Consider the following 13,040-nt stretch of genomic DNA (forward strand, 5'->3'; position numbering starts at 1 on the left):
AAGCAAGTGAAAGACTTTTGTAGAGGCTTATTGCCTAGTAACTCGCTATCCATCTTGCTTGCTTAACTTTATTATAACAAACTTTTAGGTAAGAGGTAACTCGCCATTAGGCGAAACCTAATAATTTTGTCTACTTTTCAAAAGTAAAAGTGTCGCAATATTCCCATAAAAAGTCACTACTTATATTTAAACTTAGTTAGCAGAACATATTAATAGAATACCATAATTCACTTTATTTTTCCATTTTTCTAGAGAATTTGAGGAGAATAAGTTAGCAAAGTAATATATTAAATAATAATATTTTTTAAAGAATACTCCATACTAATAATAGCTAAAGTAAAGAAAGGGGTAAAAACATATGGCAACAGCAACTATCACAGGTAATGAATTAAAGGAAACAATTATTAACTTTTTAAAGAAGAAGGACACTGGGGCCTTAGCCACCTCTGGAATAGAAACAAGAGTAAGTCCAGTCAAATATTTTCTTGGTGAAGGCTTGGATATTTATATTCACAGTAATGGTGGTTCTAAGTTTAAGAACTTAGAGAAGAACAAAGAGGTCTGTTTATTAGTAAGTACAGAGTTCTATGGAGATTATGAAACTATTAAAGGTGTCCAGATCTTTGGTCAAGCAGAGATTGGTCAAGAAGGTTCTAACCTCCATCATGAAGCAGAACAATACTGTCCCTTTGAGCATATGGGTGATGAAGGTGGATATATCATTAAAATTAATGCTAAAAAGGCCATCTATAAAGATGCAGTAGATGGAAGCGGAGAAAAGAGTATTTGGAAAGCTTAATTACTAAAAGCTGCTGACTAATTAGTCGGCAGTTTTTTTAGATGTTTATAAAGTTTCTGCTATATTATTGGAATTAATTGAAGTGGTAAGTGTTAATAATATTTTTTGAATCAATTAATTTTTGAATATTGTTCTATATTACAAAGGATTTTTTGATCTTTTAATTAAATACCTTTATAGAAGGTATTTGTCAAGTGTCAATTTGATAATCTACAGAATCTATTGATTAGCAAGTAGGAGGGGTGATAATTGATGGAATCTAAAGTAAGAAAGCATCTTTACATCAGTGGACACGTACAGGGAGTAGGCTTTCGTTGGTATACCAATCAACAGGCTAATAACTTAGGAATAACAGGTTGGGTTAAAAATCTTAATGATGGCAGAGTAGAGGCTGTGCTTGTAGGTGATAAGCTTAAGGTAAATAAGATGATAGATTTAATTAAGCAGGGCTCGCCTTTATCAGAGGTAGAGGATCTTGAGATAATAGATGAAGAATTTCAAGATGAGTTTAGTAAGTTTAAAGTAAAGTATTAATTGGAGTATATTAGCTTGGGAATTAAAGCTGTGATATAAATTTTAAGAGGTTTAAAATTTAAAGGATTAAAGATGGAGGTATTTTTTAACTTTTATAGAAATAATGTAAATTACAGTTCGATCATAAATATTATACTGTCTGCTTAGAAGAGTATAAGGTTATTAGAGGGTAGGCTAATTACAAGGGGGCCAAAGAGAGATAATGTATAAAGAGAGTATAGGTGGGTCTTTTTCTCTTCAGTCAAGCAGGTATAATGTTAATAGTTATCAGAGAGATATAGAATTGGTGCGTAAAAATTTAATAGATATTCTAGGCAATTTAGAGTTTAATTCGGTGCTTGATGTAGATTGTGGAAAAGGATCTTTATTAGAGATTATTTCCAAGAATTATTCGGACGTATCGATTTCGGGGATAGATTCATCAGAAGATAAGCTCAAAGCTGCTAAAAGAAGATTGGGAGCTGATAGTGATTTAATCCTCTGTAATTCTGAAATATTACCTTGGGACCAATCCTCTTTTGATTTAGTCTTATGTGTTAATTCTTTTCAACATTATCGCCATCCTGAACGGGTATTGGCAGAGATAAAGAGAGTCATTAAGCCAGAGGGGTATTTACTCATCACTGATGATTGGAAAGCAAGCCCTACTAGACAGTTGATGAATTTATTATCTGTTTTATTTAAGAAGAAGATTAAGATATACTCTAAAAGTATGATAGAGAGCTTTTTAGATCAATATGGCTTTAAATTAATCAATTGGAAATTACTGATCAAAGATGAATATATGCTGATTGCCCAATTACAAGGATAAGTACATATTAGTGTTAAGGTCGGGAGGATATTAATTATGTCAAGGATTTATGGTCAAAGAATTAGGTTAAGAGAATACCAGTCCTCTGATTTTGAAGATATCAGAGGATGGGTTATTAATCCTGAGATTACGGGATACTTATCTGATATCTTTCTTTATCCAAATTCTGAAAAGGATACAAGGGATTTCTTAAATAAGGCTATGAGTAATGAATGGACAGGTTTTGTCATTGCAGATATAGAGGATGGAGATTATATTGGACAGATTGACTTTGTCAACTTGGATTTAAAGAATGGCTATGGTGTGTTAGGGCTAGTGATTGGTGATAATGAGAATTTAGGAAAGGGCTTAGGCTCTGAGGCTTTGGATTTAATTTTAGATTTTGCCTTTAATCAATTGCGGTTAAATAGAGTTGAGCTTGTCTGTTGGGAATATAATCACAGGGCTCAAAGGTCCTATGAGAAGGTTGGCTTTGTTAAAGAAGGTATTAGAAGACAGAAGAGATATAGAAATGGTAAATATCATGATGAAATCTGTTATGGTATTTTAAAAGACGAATGGCAGAGCAGGCAAGATAATTAGGAGGGGCAATAAATGGCTTATAGATTTAAAAAAAGTTCGATCAATAAGAGTGGATTACCTCCTGGAACTTTAGTTTATAGAGGGGAAGAACGGGAAGAAGAAGTTAAGATAACTATCTTTAACTATAATGGTTCTTATTATTTAGAGGAGAGGAAGGTTAGCCTTGAAGAGGCTTTAGCTTATAAGCAAAAAGATGGGATAAAGTGGATTAATATTGATGGATTACATAATATAGAGGTGATTAAGAGTTTAGGAGATGCTTTTAATATTCATTCCTTGGTCTTAGAGGATATACTTGATACAGATCATCGCCCTAAAGTCGATTGTTATGATGACTTTGTCTATTTTGTAATCAAATTATTCTCTTATGACTTTGAAGAAGAGGAGATAGATATAGAGCAGCTGAGTATTATCTTAGGAGAGGATTTTGTACTGACCTTTCAAGAAAAAGAAGGGGATGTCTTTGATAATATTAGAGAGAGGATTAGAAATCAGAATTCTCGTTTAAGAAGTTTAGGGGCTGATTACTTAGCATATGTCTTATTGGATGTGATAGTCGATAATTATTTTGTAGTATTAGATGAGATTGGGGAAGGCCTTTTTTTGATGGAAGAAGACTTATTACTTGATTCTTCTCAGGACATATTATCTGATATACAGCAGGTCAAACATGAGATGATCTTTCTAGAGAGATCAGTCTGGCCTCTTAAGGGTATCTTTAATAATCTACTTAAAGGTGATAATAAGTTATTTAAAGAGAGTACCATCCTCTATCTAAAGGATGTTAATGACCATATTGAAAGGACAATTGATACAATTCAAAGTTTTAGAGATATTATCAATGGGATGATGGATACCTACTTATCAAATGTCAATAATAGGATGAATGAGGTAATGCAAGTTTTAACGATTATCTCTACAATATTTATCCCGTTAACCTTTATAGCAGGAATTTATGGAATGAACTTTAAATATATGCCAGAGCTTGAAAGTCAATTGGGATATCCAATTACGCTAATAGTAATGCTGGCTATTGTAATAGGGATGTTGTTTTATTTTAAAAAGAAGAAATGGCTGTAGCTATCAAGCATTATAATAGAATTTACTAAAAGTAATGAGTAAGACTGGTGAGTAGAAATTGATAAGGACAAATAAACAAGTATGATATTGCTTTAATTACTTTGCTTTTTATCTATATTAATTACTAAGAGGTGATGCCTATGAGTAATAAGATAGTCAAATATAAATGCGAAGTCTGTGGTTATGAATATAATGAGAGTTTAGGCGATAAGCAGGGTAAGATTATGGGAGGAACTCCTTTTAAAGATTTGCCCCAGGGATGGAAGTGCCCAGTTTGCGGTGCTGATAAAGATAGATTTTTTGAGGTCATAGCTCCTAGTTTATAAAGGTTAAATATTTATAATGAAAATTGTTTAGACTAGATAATGGGGTGAGGTTATGGCAAAGAAATTAAACACTTTTAAAATGGTTATTAAGAATATAAGATTAGCAAGCAAGTATATTAGTGACCCAAAAGTACCTATATTAAAGAAGGCATTATTACTCTTTCCTCTAATCTACATTATATCTCCACTAGATTTAGTTCCAGAGATATTACTACCTTTCTTAGGGTGGTTAGATGATACAGCTATTGCATTAACTATCTGGAATTATATGTTCAATTTAATTAATAAATATGAGCAAAATAATGATAATGAATATACTTTAGATGATGATGAGTATAAGGTTGAATGATTATTGATTTTACTATAGATAGGGTAAGTATGCTCTATATCTAGTTCTAATTGATTAATTTATTTAGAAGGCTAGGTGTTTATAGTAATCTATATGATTGAAGCAAGCGGTTTTTATTCAAAATTGCTCCCTTTTTATTGATTCTTCCTTCATTGTTAATTTTTCTCACAGTTTTTACTTGGTAGGCTCTACTCTTAGTTGTTTCCTTAATTTTAATTATATTGATAAGCAAGTCTAGAATGAAATAAAAGACTAAAGATCAAAAGCTAAAGATTGGCAGCGAATTTACACGAATTTCACGCGCCCTTAAAGAAGCGGTTTTTGCTTTTTGAGGAAGTACTCTTGGGGTGAATTAAAGAGTAAAAGATTAATTAATGTTTTAAATCTTTTGGTTTTATTCGTGTAAATTAGAGAGAGTTGTTGCTGAAAGTTATCTTCTAAGGTTTTTGGTTAAGAAATAAAGGTATTAAATTAGTAGGATATTTAGGTTTCATTCTAGAGTTGTTTATCTATAGAGTATAAAAAGCATGGATAATTTAGTGTTGAAAGTAAGGTAGGTGTTTATATGAAGAATTTTTGGGAAAAGAAGGATAGTAATTTAATATATCAACGAGGAATAGTTTCTTTTAAGGAAGAAATATGTTATCATAATAAGAAAAAGATTTCTCATCCCTTTTTTAAGATGGAGTTTTTAGATTGGGTCAATATAGTTCCTATTACTCCTGAAAATGAGATTGTGTTTGTCAAACAATATCGTTTTGGAATCGATGATGTTACTCTAGAGGTTCCTGCAGGTACCTTAGATTCAGGAGAGAATGACCCAGAAGCTGCTGCTAAACGAGAGTTATTAGAGGAGACTGGTTATGCTAGTCAACAGGTAATTTATTTGGGGAAGGTTGCTGTTAATCCTGCCATTCAGAATAATTATTGCCATTTTTATTTAGCAGAGGATGCTTCTTTAGTTGGAGAGCAGAATTTAGATTTAACAGAAGATATTGAGGTTGAGTTGATAAAGTTAGCAGATGTTGATAAGTTAATCTCTAACGGTTCTATTAATCATTCTCTAGCTGTTTTAGCCTTGTTGCATACTAAGGAATATCTAAAGAATAGAAATGATTAAATACATAAAGCCCCTTAAATTTTGACATGCTATAAACAAGTCAGCTAAATTATAAACTTAATAAGAAATAAGCTCAAGGGGGAATTTTGTAATGGAGTTAGAGGTTAAACGTGCTAAATTAGATGGTCATGAACAGAGAAAGTTAGAGGATATGGAGATTGCATTAAATCTTGATAGAGATGATAATGATCAAATTAAGATTTTGGCAGTGGAAGAAGAATAAATTGGGTCTTTAGACCCAATTTATTCTTTACTTTAGTGTTAAGTACTTTATTATTGAAAATAGCTAGAGGTAAATTTATTATTTTTATCGTAAATATGGTTTTTAATACTAATTATTAATAGCTGTGCTAAAATTTTTCGAAAGATTAGTAATTATGCAGGGGAAATTGGACTTTATCTAGAAATAATATAGGAAATATAGTTTTATATGAAAAAAATATTAAGAAGTTAGTATTATTTATATTAATTATCACTAAGATTGAGTGATTACTTGTATAAGTTTTATTATAGATACTATATTATGAACCTTTAAATTAATTAAAAGATACGGGGGCAACTAATTATGGGAGAGATAAATTTATTTGTTCAGGCTATTTTACAACTTTCTATCTTTATATCTATCACATATATTGTAATTAATCTAAGACCTCTTTCTAAGGGAATGATTACAAATATAAGTACTAAAGATAAGTTATTCTTTAATCTGATTATAATAGTAATTATAGTGGTGGGAACTTATCTTTTTAAAGGGTATAATATAGGGTTACATTATTTAGCTATCTTATTGATGGGAAGAATTTTTGGTTCTCCTTATGGTCTTATAAATGGAGTTATAATGGCTATATTGAGTTATTATTTAAAAGCTAATCTCTATCCTCTGGGGTTAGAGAGTGTATTATTAGGAATAGTTATAGATAAATATCATATAATAGGATTAGATAATATTGAAAGTAAATTAAAAAGATTAGTAATAAGTTTACTTTTAGCAACGGTTTTAATCTTTCAGGACAATTTTATCTTATCTTTATTCTTAAATACTATACTATTTTGGTCTATATTATCAGTTATAGATGTCCATCAACGGAGAATAAAGTTCATCTGTAATAAAGAAAGAGAATTAAATGATATTAATCTAACTTGTAATAGTCTAAGTGGCTTACATGATATAAATAAAAAGCTCAGTTCTAAATTTACTTTAGAGGATACTTATGAAGCTTTAATTGAGATTGCTTGCCAAAAGTTAAATGTAAAAGTAGGAGGCTTATTAGCTCAATCTGAAGAGGAAGATTCTTATTTAGATCTTAAATCATTAAAGGGTTTAGATAAGGACTTATATAGAGAGTATTGGAAGCGGGTTAAGATTAAAAAAGGTGAAGAATATTTTGGTTACCACTTAACTGAAGGGGATATAGTGATAATTAACTCTTTAGTTAAGGACAATCATTCTGATACGAAATTGTTTGTTGAAGATGGTTTTAATTCAATGTTATTAGCTCCAATCTTTGTTGAGGGTGAGCTTGCAGCTATTATCTTCTTCTTAGATCAGCAAGAGTCCTTCTTTAATAATTTTCATAAGGTTGCAATTAGAACAGTAGTGGAACAGTCACCTTTGGCCATTGAAAAAGCAGAGTTTTTTGAGAAGATGGAGAGAAATATGGCTGGTTTATCTACATTACAACGAACAAGCAATACCATTAACTCTACTTTAAATTTAGATAAGGTAATTGATCTAACTGTTGATGTTGTTTTGGGAACTATGGGGGTATCAATGGCAGGACTGTTCTTATTGGATAAGCATGATGAAAAGCTAAAATTGGTTTCATCTATAGGAGTTCCAACCAATAAAGAGACTAAAAAGTTAATCAAATTAGCAGAAAAGACGGCTAGTAGTCTAATTGAAAGTAATAGTGTCTTAATTACTGATAAAGTAAGTGAAGATATAAAGAATCAATTTGAAACTTTAAATTTAATATCTGCTGTCTGCATTCCATTAAAGGTAAGGGATAATATGCTTGGGGCGATTACTGCAGCACAGTTAGACTTTCCAAGAAACTTTAAAGAGGCAGATAAGAGTTTTTTAACTACCTTAGCAAATCAGATTGCTATTGCTATTGAGAATGCTACTATGTACAAACAGATGGAGGATTTGGCTACTAGAGATGGTTTGACTAAGTTATATAATCACAGTTATTTTCAGGATGCTTTAAGAGAAGAGATAGCCGAAGCTAAAGGCTCTAACTCTGATTTATCTTTGATGATGATGGATATTGATAACTTTAAAGAGTTTAATGATACTTATGGTCATCAAGTTGGTGATAGAGTATTAAAATGTTTAGCACGATTGTTGGAAGAAGAAGCAAGAGAGTTAGATATAGTTGCTAGATATGGTGGAGAGGAGTTTGCAATTATTCTACCTAAAACCGGTGGTGCTAGTGTATTGGCTATTGGAGAAAGATTAAATGATCTGGTTAGAAATATGATAGTCGAATATGATAATCTAAGGTTAAAGGTGACTATCAGTATTGGAGCTGCTTGCTATCAAGCAGGATTATCGCAAAAAGAGCTGATTAGTGCTGCTGATACTGCCTTATATCAAGCTAAAAGAAGGGGGAAGGATCAAACCTGCTTAGCTGAATATGAATAGATAAATTTTTAAGATAAAAAGAGAGATTAGAGGTGATAATATTGAAGATCGGTGTAATTAGTGACATTCATGGTAGCTTAACTGCTTTTAAAAAAGCAATCAAATATTTAGATGAGGTTGATATGATTTTAGTGGCAGGTGATATCTTATATCATGGTGCTAGAAACCCTTTACCAGAAGGATATGATACTAAGTCTTTAGTTGAGGAGATTAATCAATTTGAAGGAAATCTATTAGCTGTTAAGGGAAATGTAGATGCCTTGGTAGATGATTGGGTCTTACCTTATCCCTTGGCTGAATATGCAGTAGTTGATGATAATGGGCGTAGAATTGTTATTTATCATGGTTATCAGCATGAAAAGGAAGAGGATAGGGTTGCTTTTGCCAAAAGGTTTGGTGCTGACATCTTAATCTTTGGTCATACTCATCAACCAGTAGCTAAAGAAGTAGATGGAGTGATATTATTAAATCCTGGCAGTGTATCTTTACCTAAACAAGAGCCTCAAATTCCTACCTTTGCAGTGATTGATGATAAGATTGATATAATCTCTTTGGAGGATGGAAAGAGGTTGATCGATTATATTGATTTAGAAAAAAGATAAAAGGCCAACATCAGTTGGTCTTTTATCTTTTTATTCTATTAGATTTTCGGCAAAGGCTATAGCATTGCTCAAATCTTCATCATTAGGTCTTTCTTTTTGGATGCCACCAATTAATTTTAATAGTCCATAGGTATCAAAGCCTCGACAGGAGAAGATTCCAATTAACTGATACTTTTTTTCTAATAATCTCTTCTTTAGTTCTTTGTTGAAGTTGTGAATGATAGGTAGTTCTCTTAAGCCACTGGTAGAGAAGATGAAGGCTTTTTTTCCTTTGACCTCTGGCAAGTCTTCTGCTAAGCTTAATAATTTATGGTGGTGTTTGCCAAAATATATTCCTGAACCAAAGCCGATTAAGTCATATCTACCGATGATTTGAGGTGTGGCATCCCTAGTAGATAATATATCGGCATTAATAACGTCTGCCATTGTTCTAGCAATTTTTTCCGTATTGCCATGGTGAATTGATTTATAGACTATTAAGATTTTCATTACTTTAGTCCCCCTGATACTTATATTATTAACCCCTTTAAAATTGCATCAATAACTATATTATATAAATTTTTGCTTTTAACAGCAAGGTATATTATTGATTTAATTTTTTATTTCAATTATTTGCTACTTTCAATTAAGATATTAATTTAGTGGCATAAGTCAAACTCTAAATAAATATTATATGAGTAGATAGTTTTTAATGGAAAATTATATAATTTAAGTTATTTTCAAGATGATAAGTTAGTCTATAAGTGTTAGTGATATAGAAACGGAGGAGAATATGATTAGAAAGAGAGGATTATTTTTAATATTAAGTTGTTCTTTTCTACTATTATTTTCGATTAATTCTAGGGTTAAAGCAAAACAGCAGAATCATAACCCAGTAATTAATGCTATTTATGCAAGTAAAGAGATCATTAGTAAAGGAGAATCTGTTGAGATTATCGTTGAAGCTGATGATTTGGATAATGATCAATTGGACTATCAGTGGCTAGCTGAAGAGGGGCAGATTATTGGAACAGGAGAGCGGATTACTTACTTTCCACCAAAGCTTAAGGGAAGTTATAAGGTAACTGTGATTGTTAGTGATAAGTATGGGGAGAATGTATTAGCCACCAAAAGAATAGATGTAATGAATTTAGAGGTCTCTTTAGAATTAGAAAGGGAATTAATTCATCCTGGAGAGAGGATTGGAGTAACTGCAGATACTGGTAACTATACTGGGGATTTGAGCTATAGCTGGACAACTGGTTATGGAAGTATTGAGGGGCAAGGAAAGAAGGTTACTTATATTGCTCCAGATAAGGAAGGGCTATATAATATTAGGGTTAGTATAAGAGATAGGCAAGGTGTTGAGCTAAGAACTAGCATTACTGTTGAAGTTAGAAATTATTTACCTAAAGTCGTTAAAAAACTTGTAGCTAAGCCTAGATCTATTACTATTGATGATAAGCATAGGGTGGGCAAGGCAACTCTTAATATTAGTGCGATTGATTTTAATGATGATAAGTTAGCTTATGTGTGGTCTGCAGATGAAGGCAAGATTATTGGGCAAGGCGCAAGGGTTACTTATCTATCTCCTACCTACAGTACAACTGATAGTGTTGAGGTTAAAATCTCTGATAGTTATGGGGGAGAGGTTAGTCAGAGAATCGATATTAATGTAATCAAGGTCTGGCAGAGAAGTTATGGTGGTATTGCTTATGATGCCTTTGAAGCAATAACTAATAGAGAGGATGGATACCTTGCAGTAGGCTATACAACTTCCTTTAATAAGGATTGGGTCTACCCCTCAGGTTATTTAGTGGGAATAGATGAAGATGGTAAGGAGCTCTTCTATAACTATGATTTTTTTGAGGGTAAAGAGGATTTATTCTTTAGTGTAGTAGCAAGTAATGATGGGAATTATTTATTGGGAGGATATAAGGGGAATAACAAAAATCTCAGTAATGATGGTTACCTTGTTAAAATTGCTAAGAAGGATGGAAAGAAACTGGCTGAATATAAATTAGATAATTCTAAAAGTAATCAACAGATCTATCAGTTATATTCAATTGATGATGGGGAGTATATAGCTGTTGGTTATAGTAGTAAGATAGGTAATGATGGGTATTTAGCAAAGTTGAATAATAATAATGATAAATTATTGGAATATACCTATAATCATGATCCGAGTGGTAGTAATGATTATTTTAATGATGTTATAGCTAGTAATGATGGTGGATATTTATTAGTTGGTCATACTAGTCCCTTTGATAATAGAGATGGCGATGGTCTACTAGTAAAGCTAGATAATAAAGTCAAGAAGGTTTTTGCATATACCTATGGGAAAGAAGGCTTAGATGAGAGATTTGAAAAGATAATGCGAACTGAAGATGGAGGGTATTTATTGGTGGGTGCTAGAGGCGTTACTACAGACTGGCTTTATGATGGCTATATAGTCAAGGTCGATAGTCAAGGAGAGCTAATATTTTCTAATACTTATGGCAGCAAAAAAGGTGATGATGGGTTTAGAGCAGTAGCAGCAACTGATGATGGGGGATATCTCTTAGCTGGTTATAGCAATTCTGCTAATAAGGGTGATTATGATGCTTATCTGGTCAAGATAGATAGCCAAGGTCATCAAGAATGGTCAAAGCTTTATGGTGGTATAGAGAATGATGAATTTATGGACATTACTTTTAGTAATGATGGGGGGTATCTTTTAGTTGGTTATACAAACTCTTTTGCTAAAGGTGAGAGGGATGCTTATATTGTGAAGATTGATAAAGAAGGTAGAACAGGACCAGATCCAGATGAGATAGTGATAAGATGATTATTTGGCTAGTAGCCATTAACCATACTTATAAAACTGGGCGATATATCGCCCAGTTTTTTTTGAGGTATATTTAATTTTGATTTAATGTCTCTAGATGTTCTAAATAGGTTGAAATAGGAACTGTATTAGCAATTCCTGAATTTTCCCCAATAATAAATATTTGAGAAGAATATAGTCCTGCTGAATAATAAGCATCAATATCTGTAGTTGCATTACCATAAGCTCTTTCAATATGGACCCCTTTATTGATAATTTTATTTAAATAATTTGTTTTATAAACATCATTTTCTTCAAAAGTATCTTCATTATATTTTGTATGAAGTATTCCAAAAGGAAATTCTTTTTCTATTAACCATTTTCGGCTTAAATCTGATCCCCAATAAGGTCTAGCGGTTAAATAAATAATATTATATCCTCTATCTACGTAATATTTAACAACATCTTGTGCACCTGGATAAGCTTTCGATTGATAAAGCTCATCACATAATTCTGATGTAAATTCTTTAACAAACTCTATATCATTTAAAGTAAGGGTTCCATCTATATCAAAAACAACAAAATCTTCCCTATCCCTAATTATTTGAATATAGGAATCTGCAAAAGTTCCATCTCCTTCAACATACATTCTAACAATACTAATTCCTAAAGGTAGCCTCTTATCTTCTGGAATATTAAAATAAATTCTTCCATCATAATCAGTCTTTCTTCTACCATATTTTATCCATTGTGGATTTTCACTAGAAAAAGACCAAACATAAATTGATATCCACTCGCCTTCTAAATCTTTTCTACTTTTGCCATAATGAAATTTACCTTCAACTCTTTGAGACTCATATTGGCTAAATATTTTATCATATCCATTATGGTGAGGTGTGTGATTAACTAGAGGATAATTCCACCAGTTATTAAAAGTTTCAGTTGGCTTAGGAGGAGGAAAATTTCCAGGTTTTAAATTATAATAGTGTGTCTGATTTCTACTAGAATATGATTTTGACAAGGCTTCTTTTGTGCTTGCTGTTGAAGTTGATTGAAAAGCAAATGAAACAGAGGTATTAGCTAATACTAAACAACTTAAAATAAATAAAAACAATAATTTTTTCTTCAATAAATACATATATAACACTCCTTTTTTTATAGTTGTATAATAATATTGTCCAATATTTGTTTTAAATTTAATTAAATTACAGGTTAATTTATTGTTAATTTTTTATGGAAAGTAGAATCAATTTTTATTACTACTATGAAGATAAATAGTTAGGGTAATTTGAAAATAATTAATAAAACTTAAAGCTAATTAAAAAATCTTGACATTTGCTAGGGGGTATGTTATTATTGCTTTAGCGAATTAAAGTAATGATATAGTAAAAAGATAAATAAATCA

General features: G+C 31.5%; 14 protein-coding genes. 12 read left to right on the plus strand and 2 right to left on the minus strand.

The features are described from left to right. Positions 1 to 358 precede the first annotated feature (358 nt). The 11 genes from BX659_RS07260 to yfcE all read left to right on the plus strand — a co-directional run bounded on the left by BX659_RS07260 (position 359) and on the right by yfcE (position 8,850). Positions 359 to 799, plus strand: a complete 441-nt coding sequence (locus tag BX659_RS07260) for a pyridoxamine 5'-phosphate oxidase family protein (RefSeq protein ID WP_097017457.1) — start codon at positions 359 to 361, stop codon at positions 797 to 799. Positions 800 to 1,051: 252 nt separating this feature from the next. Beyond that, positions 1,052 to 1,333: an acylphosphatase gene (locus tag BX659_RS07265; protein ID WP_097017458.1), complete on the plus strand. Its 282-nt coding sequence runs from the start codon at positions 1,052 to 1,054 to the stop codon at positions 1,331 to 1,333. A 202-nt stretch (positions 1,334 to 1,535) separates the two neighbouring features. Then, positions 1,536 to 2,144 carry a class I SAM-dependent methyltransferase gene (locus BX659_RS07270; protein WP_097017459.1) on the plus strand — a complete coding sequence of 203 codons (609 nt, stop codon included), beginning with the start codon at positions 1,536 to 1,538 and terminating at the stop codon, positions 2,142 to 2,144. A gap of 36 nt (positions 2,145 to 2,180) precedes the next feature. Then, positions 2,181 to 2,726, plus strand: a complete 546-nt coding sequence (locus BX659_RS07275) for a GNAT family N-acetyltransferase (RefSeq protein ID WP_097017460.1) — start codon at positions 2,181 to 2,183, stop codon at positions 2,724 to 2,726. A gap of 12 nt (positions 2,727 to 2,738) precedes the next feature. Next, entirely contained in the window at positions 2,739 to 3,806 is a 1,068-nt protein-coding gene (gene corA / locus BX659_RS07280) for a magnesium/cobalt transporter CorA (RefSeq protein ID WP_097017461.1), read from the plus strand. Positions 3,807 to 3,946: 140 nt separating this feature from the next. Then, positions 3,947 to 4,132 (plus strand): rubredoxin, encoded by a 186-nt coding sequence (locus tag BX659_RS07285; protein ID WP_308870763.1) that lies wholly within the window; start codon positions 3,947 to 3,949, stop codon positions 4,130 to 4,132. Positions 4,133 to 4,184: 52 nt separating this feature from the next. Continuing rightward, entirely contained in the window at positions 4,185 to 4,481 is a 297-nt protein-coding gene (locus tag BX659_RS07290) for a YkvA family protein (protein ID WP_097017462.1), read from the plus strand. Between the two features lie 565 nt (positions 4,482 to 5,046). Further along, positions 5,047 to 5,601, plus strand: a complete 555-nt coding sequence (locus tag BX659_RS07295) for an NUDIX hydrolase (protein ID WP_097017463.1) — start codon at positions 5,047 to 5,049, stop codon at positions 5,599 to 5,601. A gap of 91 nt (positions 5,602 to 5,692) precedes the next feature. Further along, complete coding sequence (locus BX659_RS19410; RefSeq protein ID WP_258176121.1) at positions 5,693 to 5,824, plus strand: hypothetical protein; 132 nt, start codon at positions 5,693 to 5,695, stop codon at positions 5,822 to 5,824. 342 nt (positions 5,825 to 6,166) lie between these two features. After that, positions 6,167 to 8,248, plus strand: coding sequence for a sensor domain-containing diguanylate cyclase (locus BX659_RS07300; protein ID WP_097017464.1), 2,082 nt, complete (start codon positions 6,167 to 6,169; stop codon positions 8,246 to 8,248). Between the two features lie 41 nt (positions 8,249 to 8,289). Further along, positions 8,290 to 8,850, plus strand: a complete 561-nt coding sequence (yfcE, locus tag BX659_RS07305; RefSeq protein WP_097017465.1) for a phosphodiesterase — start codon at positions 8,290 to 8,292, stop codon at positions 8,848 to 8,850. Between the two features lie 30 nt (positions 8,851 to 8,880). Here the strand turns inward: yfcE and BX659_RS07310 are convergent, their stop codons facing one another. Further along, the gene (locus tag BX659_RS07310; protein ID WP_097017466.1) at positions 8,881 to 9,339 is read right to left on the minus strand and encodes a flavodoxin family protein; all 459 of its coding nucleotides are present in this window, start codon (positions 9,337 to 9,339) and stop codon (positions 8,881 to 8,883) included. Between the two features lie 283 nt (positions 9,340 to 9,622). Here BX659_RS07310 and BX659_RS07315 point away from each other — a divergent pair, with 283 nt between their 5' ends. Continuing rightward, positions 9,623 to 11,656 (plus strand): hypothetical protein, encoded by a 2,034-nt coding sequence (locus BX659_RS07315; RefSeq protein WP_097017467.1) that lies wholly within the window; start codon positions 9,623 to 9,625, stop codon positions 11,654 to 11,656. A gap of 73 nt (positions 11,657 to 11,729) precedes the next feature. Here BX659_RS07315 and BX659_RS07320 read toward each other — a convergent pair whose 3' ends face one another. Continuing rightward, positions 11,730 to 12,764: an LNS2 domain-containing protein gene (locus tag BX659_RS07320; RefSeq protein WP_181186427.1), complete on the minus strand. Its 1,035-nt coding sequence runs from the start codon at positions 12,762 to 12,764 to the stop codon at positions 11,730 to 11,732. Between the last annotated feature and the right edge of the window lie 276 nt (positions 12,765 to 13,040).

Origin of the sequence: Orenia metallireducens, from assembly GCF_003001995.1 — a bacterium.
In the GTDB taxonomy this organism is placed as follows: domain Bacteria; phylum Bacillota; class Halanaerobiia; order Halobacteroidales; family Halobacteroidaceae; genus Orenia; species Orenia metallireducens_B.